Annotated in this window: 22 protein-coding genes; 21 read left to right on the forward strand and 1 reads right to left on the reverse strand. The window is 66.7% G+C overall.

From position 1 onward, the window contains the following. The 10 genes from QZ814_RS01000 to QZ814_RS01045 all read left to right on the forward strand — a co-directional run. On the forward strand, nt 1-432 hold a 432-nt coding region (locus tag QZ814_RS01000), incomplete at its 5' end, for a response regulator transcription factor (protein ID WP_294329173.1). Further along, entirely contained in the window at nt 429-1,784 is a 1,356-nt protein-coding gene (locus QZ814_RS01005; protein ID WP_294329174.1) for a HAMP domain-containing sensor histidine kinase, read from the forward strand. The genes QZ814_RS01000 and QZ814_RS01005, both read left to right, overlap by 4 nt. 166 nt (nt 1,785-1,950) lie before the next feature. Further along, entirely contained in the window at nt 1,951-2,199 is a 249-nt protein-coding gene (locus QZ814_RS01010) for a hypothetical protein (RefSeq protein ID WP_294279227.1), read from the forward strand. A gap of 156 nt (nt 2,200-2,355) precedes the next feature. Beyond that, nucleotides 2,356-2,724, forward strand: coding sequence for a 30S ribosomal protein S13 (gene rpsM / locus QZ814_RS01015; RefSeq protein ID WP_058718060.1), 369 nt, complete (start codon nt 2,356-2,358; stop codon nt 2,722-2,724). Between the two features lie 79 nt (nt 2,725-2,803). Continuing rightward, complete coding sequence (gene rpsK / locus QZ814_RS01020; protein WP_010545745.1) at nt 2,804-3,193, forward strand: 30S ribosomal protein S11; 390 nt, start codon at nt 2,804-2,806, stop codon at nt 3,191-3,193. A 99-nt stretch (nt 3,194-3,292) separates the two neighbouring features. Continuing rightward, nucleotides 3,293-4,360 carry a DNA-directed RNA polymerase subunit alpha gene (locus QZ814_RS01025; RefSeq protein WP_294329176.1) on the forward strand — a complete coding sequence of 356 codons (1,068 nt, stop codon included), beginning with the start codon at nt 3,293-3,295 and terminating at the stop codon, nt 4,358-4,360. A 107-nt stretch (nt 4,361-4,467) separates the two neighbouring features. Then, nucleotides 4,468-4,911: a hypothetical protein gene (locus tag QZ814_RS01030; RefSeq protein WP_294329178.1), complete on the forward strand. Its 444-nt coding sequence runs from the start codon at nt 4,468-4,470 to the stop codon at nt 4,909-4,911. Nucleotides 4,912-5,041: 130 nt separating this feature from the next. Continuing rightward, nucleotides 5,042-5,464 carry a 50S ribosomal protein L17 gene (rplQ, locus tag QZ814_RS01035; protein ID WP_294329179.1) on the forward strand — a complete coding sequence of 141 codons (423 nt, stop codon included), beginning with the start codon at nt 5,042-5,044 and terminating at the stop codon, nt 5,462-5,464. A 183-nt stretch (nt 5,465-5,647) separates the two neighbouring features. Beyond that, on the forward strand, nt 5,648-5,776 hold the full coding sequence (locus tag QZ814_RS01040) for a hypothetical protein (RefSeq protein ID WP_294329181.1): 129 nt from the start codon (nt 5,648-5,650) through the stop codon (nt 5,774-5,776). 50 nt (nt 5,777-5,826) lie between these two features. Then, the gene (locus tag QZ814_RS01045; RefSeq protein WP_294329182.1) at nt 5,827-7,968 is read left to right on the forward strand and encodes a prolyl oligopeptidase family serine peptidase; all 2,142 of its coding nucleotides are present in this window, start codon (nt 5,827-5,829) and stop codon (nt 7,966-7,968) included. 54 nt (nt 7,969-8,022) lie between these two features. Here QZ814_RS01045 and QZ814_RS01050 read toward each other — a convergent pair whose 3' ends face one another. Next, complete coding sequence (locus QZ814_RS01050) at nt 8,023-8,751, reverse strand: NPP1 family protein (RefSeq protein WP_294329183.1); 729 nt, start codon at nt 8,749-8,751, stop codon at nt 8,023-8,025. 340 nt (nt 8,752-9,091) lie between these two features. Between QZ814_RS01050 and QZ814_RS01055 the strand changes: the two genes are divergently transcribed. From QZ814_RS01055 to QZ814_RS01105, 11 genes are all read left to right on the forward strand, one after another. Next, the gene (locus tag QZ814_RS01055; RefSeq protein ID WP_294329261.1) at nt 9,092-9,520 is read left to right on the forward strand and encodes a vgr related protein; all 429 of its coding nucleotides are present in this window, start codon (nt 9,092-9,094) and stop codon (nt 9,518-9,520) included. A gap of 103 nt (nt 9,521-9,623) precedes the next feature. After that, on the forward strand, nt 9,624-10,187 hold the full coding sequence (locus QZ814_RS01060) for an AraC family transcriptional regulator (RefSeq protein WP_294329184.1): 564 nt from the start codon (nt 9,624-9,626) through the stop codon (nt 10,185-10,187). Between the two features lie 11 nt (nt 10,188-10,198). Beyond that, nucleotides 10,199-10,786, forward strand: coding sequence for a M17 family peptidase N-terminal domain-containing protein (locus tag QZ814_RS01065; protein WP_294329185.1), 588 nt, complete (start codon nt 10,199-10,201; stop codon nt 10,784-10,786). Between the two features lie 79 nt (nt 10,787-10,865). Beyond that, nucleotides 10,866-11,516 (forward strand): response regulator transcription factor, encoded by a 651-nt coding sequence (locus QZ814_RS01070; protein ID WP_294329186.1) that lies wholly within the window; start codon nt 10,866-10,868, stop codon nt 11,514-11,516. Nucleotides 11,517-11,756: 240 nt separating this feature from the next. Further along, nucleotides 11,757-12,413, forward strand: coding sequence for a hydrolase (locus QZ814_RS01075; protein ID WP_294329188.1), 657 nt, complete (start codon nt 11,757-11,759; stop codon nt 12,411-12,413). A gap of 42 nt (nt 12,414-12,455) precedes the next feature. Continuing rightward, nucleotides 12,456-13,295 carry an alpha/beta hydrolase gene (locus QZ814_RS01080; protein WP_294329189.1) on the forward strand — a complete coding sequence of 280 codons (840 nt, stop codon included), beginning with the start codon at nt 12,456-12,458 and terminating at the stop codon, nt 13,293-13,295. 25 nt (nt 13,296-13,320) lie between these two features. Next, a complete protein-coding gene (locus QZ814_RS01085) occupies nt 13,321-13,569 on the forward strand; it encodes a DUF1427 family protein (RefSeq protein ID WP_294329190.1) in 249 nt (82 codons plus the stop codon). A gap of 66 nt (nt 13,570-13,635) precedes the next feature. Further along, nucleotides 13,636-15,483, forward strand: a complete 1,848-nt coding sequence (locus tag QZ814_RS01090) for an amidohydrolase (protein WP_294329191.1) — start codon at nt 13,636-13,638, stop codon at nt 15,481-15,483. 152 nt (nt 15,484-15,635) lie between these two features. Further along, nucleotides 15,636-16,511 carry a glyoxalase gene (locus QZ814_RS01095; RefSeq protein ID WP_294329192.1) on the forward strand — a complete coding sequence of 292 codons (876 nt, stop codon included), beginning with the start codon at nt 15,636-15,638 and terminating at the stop codon, nt 16,509-16,511. Further along, nucleotides 16,508-16,939 (forward strand): DoxX family protein, encoded by a 432-nt coding sequence (locus QZ814_RS01100; protein WP_294329193.1) that lies wholly within the window; start codon nt 16,508-16,510, stop codon nt 16,937-16,939. Before QZ814_RS01095 ends, QZ814_RS01100 begins: the two co-directional genes overlap by 4 nt. A gap of 151 nt (nt 16,940-17,090) precedes the next feature. Beyond that, nucleotides 17,091-18,431 carry an alginate export family protein gene (locus QZ814_RS01105; RefSeq protein WP_294329263.1) on the forward strand — a complete coding sequence of 447 codons (1,341 nt, stop codon included), beginning with the start codon at nt 17,091-17,093 and terminating at the stop codon, nt 18,429-18,431. The last annotated feature ends 6 nt before the right edge of the window (nt 18,432-18,437 follow it).

Below are 18,437 nucleotides of genomic sequence, written 5' to 3' on the forward strand. Positions count from 1 at the left end.
GACCGGGTCGATGGGCTGAAGGCGGGCGCGGACGATTATCTGTGCAAGCCCTTCTCCTTCGCCGAGCTGTCGGCGCGGATCGAGGCGTTGGTGCGCCGGTCCGACCGGGCGGCGTCCGAGCCGACCCGCACCAAGTTGTCGGTCGGTGACCTTGAGATCGACCTGTTGGCGCGCACCGTGACGCGGGCGGGCAAGATCATCCCGGTCGGCGCGCGTGAGTTCAACTTGCTGGAATTCCTGGCGCGCCATGCCGGCCAAGTCGTCACCCGCACGATGATGCTGGAGAAGATCTGGAATTACCATTTCGACCCGGGTTCCAACGTGGTCGACGTCCATATCGGGCGGCTGCGGCGCAAGCTGGAGGAAGGGTTCGGCACGCCGATCCTGCACACCGTTCGCGGCGCGGGTTACAGGCTGGCCGTCGAAGGGTGAAGCTTCGCCTGACGATCTCGGCGCGGATCGCGCTGCTGTCGATCGCCTTGGCGCTGGTGTCCAATCTGGCCCTGGTCGGTTTTATCTGGAAGCAGACCAGTGCGGACGCGGTGGCGGCGCTCCACCGCGAGATCGTCGAACAGGCCGATGCGCTGCGGGCCGTGTGGCGCACGGGCGCGCTCCCGGCGCTGGCCGATGCGATCAAGGAAGCGCGCGAGCCCGGCGACGTGTCGCTGGTGCTGGCCATCTTCGATCCGCAGGGGCACCGGGTGGCGGGCTATGCGCCGCGTCATCTGGCGGTGCCGCTGGCCGATACGCCGTTCCGGGTGGCGGTGCTGGGCCGCGACGGCGTATGGGCCTCGCGCGAGGCGGGCTATACGCTGCATCCCATCGGTGGCGACTGGTTGCTGGTCGGGCGGCCGCTCGACCTGATCGAGGCGCAACAAGTCGCGATCGAGCGGGCGCTGGCGCTGGCGGTGTTCCTGTCGCTGATGCTGGGGGTCGGCACGGGGCTGGTGCTGGCGCGCTATGTCGCGGGGCGGCTGAACACCATCGTCGCGGTGATCGACGCGGCGGGCGAGGGCGACCTGACGCGGCGCGTGTCGCAGGTGCGCGCGGGCGACGATGAAGGCGACGCCTTCGACCGGCTGGCCGAGCGGCTGAATGCGATGCTGGGCAAGATCGAGCAGCTGATGGCCGAACTGCGCGTCGTCACCGACAGCCTGGCGCACGACCTGCGCTCGCCGCTGGCGCGCTTGCGGACCAAGACCGAGCAGGCGGTACTGATCGCCGACCCCGCGCAGCGCGAGGCGGCGCTGGGCGGGCTGCTGGTCGAAACCGACCTGATCATGCGCATGCTGACCATGGTGATCGAGATCAGCCGGTCCGAATCGGTGACGCGCGACCGCTTCACCCTGGCCTCGCCGGTGGAGTTGGTCGAGGAAATCGGCGAACTCTATGCGCCGGTCGCCGAGGATGCAGGGCTTCGCTTCCTGATCGAGGTCGAGGCGCGGCCCGCACCCTTGCCGCTGCACCGCGAACTGATGAGTCAGGCGCTGTCGAACCTGATCGACAATGCGCTGAAACACGGCGCCTCGGGCGGGCAGGTGACCCTTCGGCTGAGTGACGGGGCGGAGGGCATCGTCTTCCAGGTGGAGGATCATGGTCCGGGTATCGCGGAGGCGGACCGCGCCCAGGCGCTGAAGCGGTTCGGCCGACTCGACACGGCGCGCACGACGCCGGGGGCGGGGCTGGGCATGGCGCTGATCGAGGCGGTGGCGCGGCTGCATGGCGGGCGATTCGAGCTGGGCGATAATGCACCCGGCCTGATCGCGCGGTTGATTATCCCCTAAATCCTCCCCGGCACGGGGAGGGGGACCAGCGAAGCTGGTGGAGGGGGCGTGCGGCAAAGGGCGTCCTGTGTGAGGCCCCCCTCCGTCAGGCCTTCGGCCTGCCACCTCCCCGTGCCGGGGAGGATTAGGGTTGCCCCTCCCCTTCAGGGCTCTACATCCCCTCGTCATGGATTCGCTTTCCCTGTTCGGCCTGGCCGCCGTGTCCTTCACCCTGGTCTGTTACGCGATGGAATCGGGCGCGCACTGGTGGACATTGGGCTTCGTGCTCGGTTGTATCGCAGGCTCGGCCTATGGCTTTCTCCAGGGAGCTTGGCCGTTCGGGGTGGTCGAGATCGTCTGGGCGATCGTGTCCTTTCGCCGCTGGCTGACGCTCCGGCGGCTGCAATCGACGAAGTTTGCGGAACCGATCGCTTGACAGGGTGTTGCGCGGGCCGTAACTGACCGTCCTTCCAACACTCCCGATGGACGACGTGCGATTTGCGTGCGTCGCTATCGTGCGTGGGGGGCCATCGCGTTGAGATGGAGCATGTGCGGCCATGCCATGCTCCGTGGAGCTAGGAGAACAAGTTTCATGGCACGTATTGCGGGTGTCAACCTCCCGACCAACAAGCGCGTATTGATCGCGCTGACCTATATCCACGGCATCGGTCCGGCCAAGGCGAAGCAGATCGCCGCCAAGCTGAACATCGCTGCCGATCGTCGCGTCCAGGACCTGTCGGATCAGGAAGTTCTCCAGATCCGTGAGACCATCGACGCCGATCACACGGTGGAAGGCGATCTCCGTCGCGAGACCGCGATGAACATCAAGCGCCTGATGGACCTGGCCTGCTATCGCGGCCTGCGTCACCGCAAGGGCCTGCCGGTCCGCGGCCAGCGCACGCACACCAATGCGCGCACCCGCAAGGGCAAGGCCAAGCCGATCGCCGGCAAGAAGAAGTAAGCTGCGCTCCCCAGCGCGCTCTTCTTTCCCCGAGGCCCAGCGCCTCCAGGCACCAAGCTTCTAGGTCAGGAATTTCCATATGGCACGTGAACCGCAGCGTATTCGCCGTCGCGAACGCAAGAACATCACCGCCGGCGTCGCGCATGTGAACGCCAGCTTCAATAACACCATGATCACCATCACCGACGCGCAGGGCAACGCGATCAGCTGGTCCTCGGCCGGCATGATGGGCTTCAAGGGCTCGCGCAAGTCGACCCCGTACGCCGCGCAGGTCGCCGCCGAAGACGCCGGCCGCAAGGCCGCCGAGCACGGCGTTCGTACCCTCGAGGTCGAAGTCAAGGGTCCGGGTTCGGGCCGCGAGTCGGCGCTCCGCGCGCTGCAGGCGGTCGGCTTCCAGATCACCTCGATCCGCGACGTGACCCCGATCCCGCACAACGGCGTCCGTCCCTCGAAGCGTCGTCGCGTCTGATACGTCCTGCTGGCGCCGCAGGCCCTGAGGCGGGTCTGCGGTCCTGCAGTAGTTACCTGGCGGGGGAAGCCTCACCTCCGCCCAACATGAGGAAAGCCCGTGTCGGTCAACGCTAAGAACTGGCAGGAACTCAAGAAGCCCAACGGCCTCGAGAAGAAGCCCGGTGGCGATCCCAAGCGGAAGTCGACGTTCGTCGCCGAGCCGCTGGAGCGTGGCTTCGGCCTCACGCTCGGCAACGCGCTGCGTCGTGTGCTGCTGTCGTCGCTGCAGGGCGCGGCGGTCACCTCGATCAAGATCGAGAACGTGCTGCACGAATTCTCGTCGCTCGCCGGCGTGCGCGAGGACGTGACCGACATCGTCCTCAACGTCAAGCAGATCGCGCTCAAGATGCAGGGCGAAGGTCCCAAGCGTCTGCAGCTGTCGGCCACTGGCCCGGCGGAAGTGAAGGCGGGTGACATCGCGGTTTCGGGCGACATCGAAGTGATGAACCCCGAGCTGGTGATCTGCCACCTCGACGACGGCGCGACCCTGAACATGGAACTGACCGCGGACGTGGGCAAGGGCTATGTGCCCGCTGCCGCGAACCGCCCGGCCGATGCGCCGATCGGCCTGATCCCGGTCGATGCGCTGTTCAGCCCGGTCCGGCAGGTCTCGTACAAGGTCGAGAACACCCGCGTCGGCCAGGAGCTCGATTACGACAAGCTCACGCTGACCGTCGAGACCGACGGCACGGTGACCCCGGAGGACTCGCTGGCCTATGCCGCGCGGATCCTGCAGGACCAGCTGGCGCTGTTCGTCCACTTCGACGATTCGTCGATCACCCGGGCAGCCCCGGTCGGCATGGCGCCGGCAGCGGCGCCGGCGGAAGGTGGCGCGGGCGATGCCGCGCAGATCAACCGCTACCTGCTCAAGAAGGTCGACGAGCTCGAGCTTTCGGTCCGCTCGGCCAACTGCCTCAAGAACGACAACATCATCTATATCGGCGATCTGGTCCAGAAGACCGAAGCCGAGATGCTGCGCACGCCGAACTTCGGCCGCAAGTCGCTCAACGAGATCAAGGAAGTCCTCTCCAGCATGGGCCTGCGCCTGGGCATGGAAATCCCGGGCTGGCCGCCCGAGAACATCGAGGAAATGGCCAAGAAGCTCGAACAGGAGATCATGGGCTGAGCCCATCTCCGCTTCGGCTGAAGGTACAGAAGGGGCTCCGTAGCGATGCGGGGCCCTTTTTCGTTGCAGCGCTTGTGCGCGGCTGCAGGTGGGATATCCATTGAAGGATGGCGCGACTCCGCTTCCTTCTGCTTGCCCTTGGCGCGATTGTCGCTGCGGAGGCGCTGTTCCGGCTGGTCAACGACTTGCCCGTCGACGGCATCTGGTTGTTACGACGCATGACGGTCTACATGGTGCCGTCATCGATCTCGCTTTTCGCCGGCTCGGACAGAGCACGTCCGGGCCTATTTGTGGGTCTGGTCGCCATGGCGATGGGCGGCGCGGGTGTGGTGATCTTCGGATGGCGTGCAGCAGACGCGATCTGGCGCGGCGAGCTTCTCGTGTCGGATCGGCCCAAGCTGTATTCCGGCCTGACGACCAACCCCGTTGGTTTCGAGGTCGGTGTGGGGTTTCTGGCTCTTGCGGTCCTGGCGAGTCTGGCTTTCCTTATCGGGGGTGCGAAGATAATCGCGGTGGCCAGGAAACGGCGGTTTTCAGGGCCTGGCGCTTGACTCTCGGTGGGAATTTCGCTTTTAGCCAGCGCTTCACGGCATCGTGAGTCGGGTTTTGGGCGGTGGCCCTGTTTCACCGCCTGGTCGGCAGTACCTTGAACGGCTGCCGGACGAACGAAAGGATTGAATCATGCGCCATCGTGTAGGCGGTCGTAAGCTGCAGCGTACCTCGGCCCATCGCGCGGCTCTGTTCCGCAACATGTCGGCCGCGCTGATCAAGCACGAGCAGATCACCACCACCGTCGCCAAGGCGAAGGAACTGCGTCCGTACGTCGAGAAGCTCGTCACCCTCGCCAAGAAGGGTGGCCTTTCGAACCGTCGTCTGGCGCACGCCCGCCTGCTGGACGACGCCCAGCTGGTGAAGCTGTTCGACGTGCTGGCCGCGCGCTATGCCGATCGCAACGGCGGCTACACTCGCATCATCAAGGCCGGCATCCGCGCCTCGGACGCGTCGCCGATGGCGATCATCGAGTTCGTCGACCGCGACGTCTCGGCCAAGGGCCAGGATTCGGGTCCGGTGCTCTCGGACGAGGATTTCGACGAAGCCGCCTGATCGGCACGTCGTTCGAACCGAACAAGGGAAGGGCGGTCGCAGCAGCGGCCGCCCTTTTCGTTTGCCCAGTTTTGCTTGCAGACCGCGAAGTTTCGTTTCGCTTGCAGTTTCACTGCGCCACCCCATCTCCGCGCCCGAACGACAAGGCTGCGCTGCCTCGACTGGCGGCGCTGGAGACCTACCATGACTCGCAACTCCAAACGGGCGCGCACGGCCGCGCCGGTCGATATCGGCGCCTGGATCGCGGCGCTCCTGGCGCTTTCTCCGCTCGCCGTCTTCGCCTGGGCGATCGAGACCAACGGTCTGGCTTGAGCCGCCGGGCAGGGCTGCCTAGGGTGGCTGCATTCTCAGGGAGCCCTTGAATGCGCCGTGCATTGATCCTGCCGCTGCTGCTTGCCAGCCCCGCCTACGCCCAGACCACCAAGCCGGAGACGACCGCGCCGATGACCAAGTTCGCCTATCCCGACACCCGCCGCGTCGATGTGGTGGACGAGCAGTTCGGGGTGAAGGTCGCCGATCCCTATCGCTGGCTGGAAAACGACGTCCGCAATGACAAGGAAGTCGCCGCCTGGGTCGAGGCCGAGAACAAGGTGACCGACGCCTATCTGGCGACGCTGCCGGGCCGCGACGCGTTCAAGGCGCGGATCAAGCAGCTGTTCGATTACGAGCGCTTCGGCGTGCCCGAGCAGAAGGGCGGCCATTATTTCTACGCGCACAACAGCGGCCTGCAGAACCAGGCGGTGCTGTTTGTGCGCGATGGCCTGAACGGGCAGGGACGGGTGCTGATCGATCCCAATGGCTGGTCGAAGGACGGCGCGACTGCGCTCGCCGAATGGCTGCCGAGCGAGGACGGCAAGCTGCTCGCCTATTCGATCCAGGACGGCGGCACCGACTGGCGCACGATCAAGGTGCTCGACGTCGCGACCGGCAAGGACACCGGCGACACGGTGAGCTGGGCCAAGTTCACCATGGGGGTGAGCTGGGCCAAGGACGGCAGCGGCTTCTTCTATTCGCGCTATCCCGAGCCGGCGGCGGATGCCAAGTTCCAGGCGCTGAACGAGAACCACCGGGTCTATTTCCACAAGCTCGGCACGCCGCAGAGCGCGGACCGGCTGGTCTATGAGACGCCGGACACGCCGAAGCGAAGCCATTATGCCGGCATCACCGACGATGGCCGCTATCTGGTGATCACCACCAGCGAGGGGACGGACAACAAGAACCTCGTCCACATCGTCGATCTGAAGGATCCCGCAGGCAAGGCGAAGACCGTCATCGGCACGCTGACGAATGACTGGTCGCCGATCGGCAATGTCGGCACCAAGTTCTGGTTCGCGACCGATGCGGGTGCGCCGCGCCAGCGCATCGTCACCATCGACCTCGCCGATCCTGCGCTGACGCCGCACGAGGTGGTGCCCGAACAGAAAGAGACGCTGGCCGGCCAGTCGATCGTCGGCGACCGGCTGATCCTCAGCTACATGGTCGATGCCGCCACCGAGGTGCGCCGCTACACGCTCGACGGCAAGCCCGACGGCAAGGTGGCGCTGCCGGGCATCGGCACCGCCAGCGGCTTTGGCGGGCACCCGCATGACGGCGAGACCTTCTTCGCCTTCACCAGCTTCAACTATCCGACGACGATCTTTCGCTACGACGTGAAGACCGGCAAGGCCGAGCCTTGGGCGCAGCCGAAGGTGGCGTTCGACCCGCAGGACTATGCGGTCGAGCAGCGCTTCTACGCCTCGAAGGACGGCACGCGCGTCCCGATGTTCATCGTCAAGAAGAAGAGCGTCACGGGGCCCGCGCCCACGATCCTCTACGGCTATGGCGGGTTCAACATCCCGATCACGCCGGGCTTCTCGGCCGGGCGGCTCGCCTGGCTGGAGCAGGGCGGCGTCTATGTCGTCGCGAACATCCGCGGCGGCGGCGAATATGGCAAGGCGTGGCACGATGGCGGCCGCCTCGCCAACAAGCAGAATGTGTTCGACGATTTCATCGCGGCGGGCGAATTCCTGATCCAGCAGGGCGTGACCGGCAAGGGCCAGCTGGCGATCCAGGGCGGATCGAACGGCGGTCTGCTGGTCGGCGCGGTCACCAACCAGCGCCCGGACCTGTTCGGGGCGGCGCTGCCGGCGGTGGGCGTGATGGACATGACCCGTTTCGACCGGTTCACCGCCGGCCGCTACTGGGTGGACGACTATGGCTATCCGTCGAAGGAAGCGGATTTCAAGCGGCTCTACGCCTATTCGCCCTATCACAACATCAAGAGCGGCGTGGACTATCCGGCGATCCTGGTGAGCACGGCGGATACCGACGACCGCGTCGTTCCCGGGCACAGCTTCAAATACACCGCGGCGCTGCAGCATGCGCAGATCGGCGACAGGCCCCACCTGATCCGCATCGAGACGCGCGCCGGCCATGGCTCGGGCAAGCCGACCGACAAGGTGATCGAGGAAACCGCCGACACCTGGGCGTTCGCCGCCAAGTGGACGGGGCTGGCGATCCGCTGACGCGTTGGCCGGGCTGCTGCCGTTGCGGGGACGCGGCCCGGCCGGTGCAACCCCTTAGGGGTTGTGAACGTCGGTGGAAGCCCAAGCCTTTTGGAGGTTCTTCCAATAATCGCCGCCATCCTTCATCGGCACATTGGCGGCGCCGAAATCATAGGTGTTGAGCGTGGCCTTCGCCGGTGCGGGAAGGCGGTCCCAGCTGATCAGCGGCTGGGTGCGGCCGTTGTCGAGCGTGGGATCGATGACGTGATCGGCGAAACCGAGATAGGTGGCATGGTAGGTCAGCCGCGGGTGCATGCCGTTGGTCAGATAGCCGGTGGCGCCCATGAAGAGCGGCGGGTTGGTGTTCACCGAATATTTGCCGTGGGTTGAATAATTGACCTTCACGATCTTGGCACCGACATAGCAGCCTTCGGTCCACACTACGATGCTTTCCCAGTCATGCCGGTGGCCACCGAATGCGCCGAGATAGTTGGGCGGCTGGTCCTTGGGGAAATAATAGGCATACATGATCGCGCACTTGTTGTAATATTCGGCCATGCGCGAATAGACTTGGCCGTTGGTGCCGCGACAATGGCCGTCCGGCGCCCCCGACGGATACAGTCCGCCGCTAACGTTACCCCATTGGTCCACCGCCGGATAGTTGTTGCAGGCATCCGGGCCGTCGGCGATCATCGGCTGGTAATAGAATTCCACCGCCGATGCATTGGCGGCGATCTGTCGTACCTTGTCATGATCCAGCACATCGGCTGCTGCCGGCGTTGCGGCGACCAGGGCGAGCCCCATGACCAGGCAATCGGAAGCACGTCTCCACTGCATTCTAAGCCTCCCCGAAAGGTTCGTGACCGGGATAGCGCGGTCTCCCGGGGAGAGCGTGCGCGCGGCATCGCGGGGACGTGAATCTGAAAATATATTTTGATATGAACTATTTATGTCGAAGTTGTTGCGTCTTCGGGAAATCGGCATGCCGATTTCCGGCGGATCTTTGACAGCGGCAGCGCCGGACCCCATTTGGAGGAGGATGGTGCACCCGGGGCCTTTGCGATCCTCCGCCGATGGCGATACGCGGCCGGCGCCGGCCGAGGGCCGCGGACTCAGCCTGGCCGAACAGGTGCTGGCGCGCGATATGTTCGGGGATGCGATCGCATTGGGGGCGGTGCGCGTCCATCGTCGCAAATGGTTCCCCTTCCAGCCGCGCAACGTGACGATGGCGCCGCGCGGTCATCTCCACTTTCATCCGGCGGGGGACGCCTATCGCGACTGCTTCGCCGAGGCTGGGCTGATGCTGCAGGCGCACTTCATCCATGAGATGGTGCATGTCTGGCAGCACCAGCAGGGCGTGAACCTGGTGCTGCGCCGGCATCCCTTCTGCCGCTATCACTATACCATCAAGCCCGGCTGGATGCTGGCGCGCTACGGCATCGAGCAGCAGGCGGAGATCGTCCGCCATGTCTTCCTGCTTCGCCACGGTGCCGTTGTGCCGGGCGCCCCGCCGCTCACCACGCTGGAGACGATCCTGCCGTTCGGGCCCGGCGCGCCGTCTACACAAACCTAGGTATAGCTGCCCCCAATCAAAGCACTGCCGCAGGCAGCGGAGGTTCAATTCCGCCCGCGGCCGAGAGGCGCGAAACTCCATCCCGCAAGACGGGGATGGAACCATGTATCACCAGGCTTTGATCGATGCCGGCACGCCCATATCCTCGGGCGGAGATCCGGCCCTGGCGGCACTGCTCGCCGGCGCGACGCGCTCGCTGGACGCGGATCCGCCGATGGCTCGAAGCTATCTGGAGCAGCTGTCGCACCTGCTCGCGCGCGGCGCGTCGTGCGAGACCGGTGCGCAGGTGCTTGCCGGGCGCGTATCGCGGCCGGACGGGTTGGCGAAGGGCGGTCTGGCCGGCTGGCAGCTGCGCCGTGTTTCCGCGCATGTCGAGGCACACCTGCAAGGACCGATCTTCACGTCCACCCTGGCCGGAGTCGCCCAGCTCAGCACCGGCCATTTCTGTCGCGCGTTCAAGGTGAGTACCGGCGAGACTCCCCACGGCTATGTCGTCCGCCAGCGCATCCGCCGCGCCCAAGCGATGATGCGCGATACGCAGGATACGCTGTCGGAGATTGCCTGTGCCTGCGGGCTGAGCGACCAGGCACACCTTACCCGGCTGTTCCGCCGGCTGGTGGGGACGACGCCGCTCGCCTGGCGACGCGTCTGGCAGCAGCGGGGCTGACGCGCGCCACCATGGGGGATCCGGTTTCGCGCGCCATCGGGGCGTGGCGCGGCGTCACGTTCGCCGCTGCCCAGATCGATGTCGTGCACGCGGCGGACGATCTGCTGATCGTCGGCATGCTCGAAAAGGACGTGGCGCGCGGCGATCGCGGCGGCGCCGACGCGATCGATCATGCGCTGCATGGTACCCTTTCCCGGCTGCGCGCCGGGGGCATCTTCACCGGCGGCTTCGGCGAGACGCTGATGCTCACCCGGCCGCCCGCGCCGGTCCACGCCGGAGCGCTCATGCTGATCGGCATGGGGGCATCGCTGTCCGCCCAGCCGGCGGCGTTGGGCAACCTCACCGCGCTGGCGATGCACGCGGCGCTCCGGATCGGGGCGGCCTCGGTCGGGTGCCTGCTAGGCTGGTCCGAGCGCGATCTTCCGGCGGCGGAGGTAGAGCCCTGCGCCGTGGCAATGATGCGAGGCGCGCTGGGCGCGATCGATACGCACGCCGCGGCAGGATCCGTGGCCACGATGCGCTGGACCTTCGACATTCGCAACGGCGACAGCGCGCGAACCGCTGCCGCGCTCGCCACCGCGCTCGCCGCGTGGCGCTGAACGCCGGGTGCAACGCCGCGCAGGAACTGCTAGGATCCAGATCTTTCGAGGAGGTAGCGCGCATATCATGTTGACCGGGGTGCACCGCGGACGTGTGGGCGCGCACGGCGCCGCGCCGATCCGCATCCTGTTGGTCGACGATCATGTGCTGCTGCGCGAAGGGGTGCGCGCAGTCGTTTCGACGCAGGACGACATGGAAATCGTCGGCGAGGCCGGCGGCGGAGCGGAGGCGATCCGCGAATATGCCCGGCTCCAGCCCGACCTGGTGCTGATGGATCTGCAGATGGCCGAGATGTCCGGCCTCGATGCGATCACCGCGATCCGTGCGGCTTCGCCCGACGCAAGGATCATCGTGCTCACCACCTATGCCGGCGATGGCCGCGCGCTGAAGGCATTGCGGGCAGGGGCGATGGGCTATCTGCTCAAGGCCAGCCTGCGCAACCAACTGCTCGAGGCGATCCGATCGGTGCATCATGGCGGCAAGCACCTCGATGCCAGTGTCGCGACCGCCATCGCGTTGCACGTACTCGACGAGGATCTCACCGCGCGGGAGGCCTCCGTTCTTACGCTCGCCGCTCTCGGCAATTCGAACAAGCAGATCGCCGCCCGGCTCGACCTCTCCGAAGAGACGGTGAAGGGCCACATGAAGGCGGTGTTCGCCAAGCTCGGCGCGCGCGATCGCACCCATGCGGTGACGATCGCCGCCAAGCGCGGGCTGATCGAGCTCTAGGCGCGGCTACCCGCCCCGGGCGGCAGCGCCCGAACGCATCAATCCTGTCCAATACCGTTCCTCTGCGGGGGCCTAGGGCTGCCGGCGGCGGTTCGTCGTTCGGCCTGCACGGCGGCGTATCGCGCCAACTATTCTAAAGAATGGAACAGTTCGAGCAAAATTATCCGAGTTTTCGGAAAATTCGCGCCGGCTATTCTGCCCCCATCGACGCCGGACCCCGGCAGCAACAGGAGCCGCACCATGACCATCACCGCCACCCCCACGCCGGGCACGTCGCTGCTTTCGCCGACCAACCATGCGCTGGTGCTGATCGATTTCCAGTCGCAGATGGCCTTCGCCACCAAGTCGATCGACGCGACGATCCTGCGCAACAATGCCGGGCTGGTCAGCCGCGCCGCCAAGTCGTTCGACGTGCCGACGATCCTGACCACGGTGGCCGAGAAGAGCTTCTCCGGCCCGATGTTCAGCGAAGTGACCGATGCGTTTCCCGGCCAGACGTTGCTCGACCGCACCTCGATGAACACCTGGGAAGACGCCGCGGTGATCGAGGAAGTGAACCGCATCGCCAAGCCGCGCATCGTGTTCGCGGGGCTCTGGACCAGCGTCTGCATCGTCGGACCCGTCGCTTCGGCGATCGACCAGGGCTTCGAGGCCTATGTGATCACCGATGCCTGCGGCGACGTCTCGACCGAGGCGCATGAGCGTGCGGTGGAGCGGATGATCCAGCTGGGCGCGGTACCGATGACCTCCCTCCAATATCTGCTCGAGCTGCAGCGCGATTGGGCGCGCGGCGAGACCTACGAGTCCACCACCGGCATCGCGAAGCAGTGGGCTGGTGCCTACGGCCTGGGCGTCACTTACGCCAAGGCGATGTTCGGCGCCTCCGAAGGCCATTGATTTCTTCTCCCGTCTGCCTGCCTCCAAGACAAGGAATTTCTCATGACCTCCACCGTTACCACCAAGGACGGCGTCTCGATCTTCTTCAAGGATTGGGGGCCCAAGGATGCCCAGCCGATCATGTTCCACCATGGCTGGCCGCTCTCCTCGGACGACTGGGATGCGCAGCTGCTGTTCTTCCTCCAGCACGGCTTCCGCGTCGTCGCGCATGACCGCCGCGGGCATGGCCGCTCCGAGCAGGTCAGCGACGGCCACGACATGGATCATTATGCCGCCGACGCCGCTGCCGTCGCCGAGCATCTGAACCTGCGGGGCGCGGTGCATATCGGCCACTCGACCGGTGGCGGCGAAGTTGCCCGCTATGTCGCGCAGCACGGCATTCCGCAGGGCCGCGTTGCCAAGGCGGTGCTTGTGGCCGCGGTGCCGCCGATCATGGCGAAGACCGAGGCCTATCCGAACGGCCTGCCGCTCGAGGTGTTCGACGGCTTCCGGAAGGGTACGGCGGAGAACCGTGCGCAGTTTTTCCGCGATGTCGCCGCCGGGCCGTTCTACGGCTTCAATCGCGAGGGCGCGAAGGTCACTCCGGGCGTGATCGACAATTGGTGGCGCCAGGGCATGATGGGCAGCGCCAAGGCGCATGTCGACGGCATCAAGGCCTTCTCGGAAACCGACCAGACCGCCGACCTGAAGGCGATGACGGTGCCGACGCTGGTCCTCGCCGGCGACGACGATCAGGTGGTGCCGTACCATCAGGGCGCCGAGCTGCAGGCCAAGCTGCTGCCGAAACCGACGCTGAAGATCTATCCGGGCATGCCGCACGGGCTGCTGACCACCCATGCCGAGGTGCTGAACGCCGACATCCTCGCCTTCGTGCGCGGCTGATCGGGCACGCCGGGGAGGAAACGCGATGAAGCCCTATCTGATCTCGCTCGCCGTCGGTCTGCTGGTCGGGGTGATCTACAGCCTCCTCGGCGTGAAGTCGCCGGCCCCGCCCACGATCGCATTGATCGGCCTGCTCGGCATGTTGCTCGGCGAGCAGGTGGTGCCGGTCGCGAAGCGGCTCTTCGCTGGCCATGACGTCGTCGCGTATCTGCGCACCGACTGCGCCGAGCAGATCCTCGGCGTGCCGGTGAAGAAGCCCGACGACCAAGTGTGAGCCCATCTAAGCCCCTCCCCTTCAGGGGAGGGGCTTGAAGAAAAGAACCAACCCAAAGGAAACCCCATGGCCGACCTGATCCTCGTCAACGCTCAGGTGACGACGCTCGACCGGGAGAATCCGGTGGCCGAGGCGATCGCGATCCGCGACGGCACATTCCTCGCAGTGGGCAGCGAGGCCGAGGTCCGCGCCGCCGCCGCGCCGAACGCGCAGGTAATCGACGCGCATCGTCGCCGGGTGATCCCGGGGCTGATCGACAGTCACATGCACATCATCCGCGGCGGCCTGAACTACAATATGGAGCTGCGCTGGGACGGCGTGCCGAGCCTTGCCGGCGCGATGGCGATGCTCAAGCGCCAGGTCGACAACACCCCCGCGCCGCAATGGGTGCGCGTGGTCGGCGGCTTCACCGAGCACCAGTTCGCCGAGAAGCGGCTGCCGACGATCGACGAGCTCAATGCCGTCGCGCCCGACACGCCGGTGTTCATCCTCCACCTCTACGATCGCGCGCTGCTCAATGCTGCGGCGCTGCGGGTTGTGGGCTATACCAAGGACACGCCCAATCCGCCGGGCGGCGAGATCGTCCGCGATGCCGCGGGCAACCCCACCGGTCTGCTGCTCGCCCAGCCCAACGCGACGATCCTCTATTCGACGCTCGCCAAGGGCCCCAAGCTGCCCGAGGACTATCAGATCAATTCCACCCGCCACTTCATGCGCGAAGTGAACGGGCTGGGCGTCACCGGCGTGATCGACGCGGGCGGCGGCTTCCAGAATTATCCCGACGATTACCGGATCATCGAGAAGCTCCACGCCGATGGTCAGCTGACCGTGCGGATCAGCTACAACCTCTTCACCCAGAAGCCCAAGGAAGAGCTGGCCGATTTCGCCGGCTGGGTGAAGCAGGTGACGCCGGGGCAGGGCGACGACAGCTATCGCCACAATGGCGCCGGCGAGATGCTGGTCTACTCGGCCGCTGATTTCGAGGATTTCCGCGTCGCCCGCCCGGACATGCCGCCCACCATGGAAGGCGATCTCGAGCCGGTGATCCGCCTGCTCGCCGAGCATCGCTGGCCGTGGCGGCTCCATGCGACCTATGACCAGACGATCGGCCGCGCGCTCGACGTGTACGAGAAGGTCCACCGCGACATCCCGCTGACCGGCATCCACTGGTTCTTCGACCATGCCGAGACGATCAGCGACCGCAACATCGATCGCATCGCAGCGCTGGGCGGCGGCATCGCCGTGCAGCACCGCATGGCCTATCAGGGCGAATATTTTGTCGAGCGCTACGGCACCAAGGCGGCCGAGCGCACCCCGCCGATCGCCAAGATGCTCGCCGCCGGGCTGCCGGTGGGCGCGGGCACCGATGCGACGCGGGTGGCGAGCTACAATCCCTGGGTGTCGCTCAGCTGGCTGGTGACCGGCCGCACGGTGGGCGGGCTCAAGCTCTATCCGGGCGCCAACCGCGTCAGCCGCGAAAAGGCGCTCGCCATGTGGACGCACGAGAACACCTGGTTCTCGAACGAAGTGAGCAAGAAGGGCCAGATCAAGGCGGGCCAGCTCGCCGACCTTGCAGTGCTGTCGGCCGATTACTTCTCGGTGCCCGAGGACCAGATCGTCCACATCCGCTCGGTGTTGACGCTGCTCGGCGGACAGGTGGTGCATGGCGACGGCGACTATGCTCCGCTCGCGCCTGCGTTGCCCCGGCCGATGCCCGACTGGTCGCCGGTCGCGACCTTCGGCCGCTATCACCAGTCGCTCGAGACCCGCACGCAGCTTGCCTCCGCCTGCGCCTGCCACAGCAACTGCTCGGTCCACGGCCATGACCATGCCGCAGCCCTCGGCGCGCAGGTGCCTGCTGCCGACGTCCAGAGCTTCTGGGGCGCGCTCGGCTGCGGCTGCTGGGCGGTGTGATGCTCGGTTTTGCCCCTTCCACCTGCGTTCCCCTCCCGCTTGCGGGAGGGGCTAGGGGAGGGGCTGCGCCCTATTCGCGCTTCTTCCACGTCATTCCCTCCCCCGACCCCTCCCGCGAGCGGGAGGGGCGTAATAGCTTCAGGAGTTTCGCCATGCGCCTCTTCCTCCTCGCCTCCGCGCTCGTCCTCGCCACCCCCGCGCTCGCCCAGCAGACCGCCGATTATGCGGTCGGCCCGCAATATGACACCACGCATGTCTATGTGCCGGAAGACCAGTTCGACAGCTTCGTCACCAGCTTCCAGGCGACCTTCGGCGGCACCACCAGCAAGCAGGGCGTGTTCCAGGTGACCCCCACCACCAGCCGCACCAAGTCGCAGCTGGTGCTCACCCCCGCCGGCACCGTCTCGGTGTTCGGGTTCAAGACGCCGATCCCGTTCCCCTTCGGCGACGAGCGCACCGGCTATCTGGTCACCGATATCGACGCCGCGGTGAAGGCCGCCGTGCAGCACGGCGCGGTCCGCCGGCTGGTGACCTTCCCCGATCCGATCGGTCGCGATTCGCTGATCCAGTGGCCGGGCGGGGTGAACATGCAGCTCTACTGGCACACCACCAAGCCGAGCTACGCGCCGCTGGAGACGGTGCCCGAGAACCGCATCTACCTGACCGAAGACGCCGCCGATCGCTTCGTGAAGAGCTGGATCGGCTATGCGCACGCCAAGGTGACCGCCGACAACCGCGTCGCGCCCGGCGCCGAGGTGGGCGAGCCCGGCAAGACGATCCGCCGGATCTCGATCACCAGCGGCTATGGCAAGATGGTGGTGTTCGTCACCGACGGCCTGCTGCCCTGGCCCTATGGCCGCGACATGACCGGCTACGGCGTGCCCGATCTCGACGCGACGCTCGCCAGGGCCAAGGCCGCCGGTGTCGAGACGCTGGTGCAGCCCATTGCCGCAGCCGGCGGCCGCGCGGCGATCGTGCGCTTCCCCGGCGGCTATATCGCCGAGATCCACGGCCCCGCGGCCAAGTGACCGTGCAGACGCCCGACCCCCGCTTCGTCGACGCCATTCTCGACTGGCGGCCGACCTGGTTCCTCGCCCGGCTGCTGCTGGTCGGCGCCTATCTGCTCGGCGGGCTGGTCAAGCTCACCGACTGGCAGGGCGCGGTGGCGGAGCAGGCGCATTTCGGCATGCATCCGCCCGCGTTCTGGGCGGCGCTGACCATCGCGGTGGAGCTGGTCGGGCCGGTGCTGATCCTCACCGGCCGCTGGATCTGGCTGGGGGCGGGGATGCTGGGGGTGTTCACCCTGCTCGCCGCCTTCACCGCCAACGCCTTCTGGACGATGCCCCCGGGCCCCGAGCGGTTCGGCGCGACCAACGCTTTTTTCGAGCATCTCGGCCTGATCGGCGGCTTCGTCCTCGCGGCGCTGGTGGCGGAGCAGGCGAAGCGACGTGGCTAGCTTCGCCGCGGCGGTGGTGCTGGTGGTGCAGAGTCAACCCGACGCCGCCTCGCTTCCCATCGTCATCCCCGCGGAGGCGGGGATCCATTCGCCTGTGCGCTCGCAGAAGGAGCCGATCCGGCAGCCCCAATGGATCCCCGCCTCCGCGGGGATGACGGCGGTGGGGGAGGGGCAGACTAAACCCAGCCCAATCCCCGCCCCCGAAGCCTGGCAGGCCCCCATGCTCAGCATCACCCGCTATGACGAGGACTGGTCTGACCTCGCCGATGCCGGGAAGCGCGCGCACCACTGGACCGGCCCCTTCAAGTACATCCCGCTCGGCGGCGGTGCGTGGCTTTCCACCGGCATCGAGCTCCGGCTGCGCAGCGAATCCTTTGCCAACAACGCCCTGGGCAACGCCGCATCGCCGGACGACGCGTATCTCTGGACCCGCGTGCTGCCCTATGCCGATTTCCATGTCGGCCACGTCCGCGCCTTCGCCCAGCCGATCCTCGCCTATGCCGCCGGCGTGCGCCCCGCCGCCGGGCCGGTCGACCAGACCCGCACCGATCTGCTCCAGGGCTTCGCGGAAGGCGATCTCGGCGCGGTCACCCTGCGCGGGGGGCGGCAGATGCTGTCGCTCGGCACCGAGCGGCTGATCGGCACGCGCTACGGCCCCAATGTGCCGCTCGCCTTCGATGGCGTGCGCGGGATCGTGGCGGTGGGGCAGGCCAGGATCAGCCTGCTCGCCGTCGCGCCGGTGGCATCGCGGCTCGGCACCTTCGACGATCGCACCTCGCCGACCAAGCGGCTCTGGGGTGCCTATGCCGCGCTGCCGGGGATCGACCTCTATTATCTCGGCTATCGCAACCGCACCGCGCAGTTCGGTACCCGCACCGGCCGCGAGCTGCGCCACAGCTTCGGCGCACGCGTCCATGGCGTGCGCGACAATTGGCACTGGAATGTCGAGGGCGTCGCCCAGTTCGGCCGCTTCGCCGACGGCCCCATCGCCGCCTGGACGCTCGGCACGGAGCTCGGCCGCAAGCTTCCCAACCTGCCCTTCGCGCCCGACGCGACGCTCCGCTTCAACGTGATCAGCGGCGACGGCCATGCCGGGGATCGCCGGCTCGGCAGGTTCAACGCGCTGTTCCCCAAGGGCAAGTATTTCGGCGAACTGTCGCCGGTAGGTCCCTACAACCTGATCAACCTGAACCCCCGCATCGCCGGCACGCTGGGCGGCGGCGTCTCCGCCAGCATCGCCGGCAGCGCCTATTGGCGCTACAGCCCGGCGGACGGCGTCTACGACATTCCCGGCAACCTGCTTCGTGCGCCCGGCACCAGCCGCGCCCGGTTCATCGGCAAGCAGATCGAAGGCGCGATCGCCTGGCAGGCCACCGCCGAGCTCGAGCTTTCCGCCTCGCTTTCCTTCTTCGAGGCCGGCCGCTTCCTGCGCGACACCGGTGCGCCCCGCCCGATCCGGATGATCGGCCTCGAAAGCAATTTCCGATTCTGAGGATCC

The organism is uncultured Sphingomonas sp. (genome assembly GCF_913777625.1).
Classification (GTDB): domain Bacteria; phylum Pseudomonadota; class Alphaproteobacteria; order Sphingomonadales; family Sphingomonadaceae; genus Sphingomonas.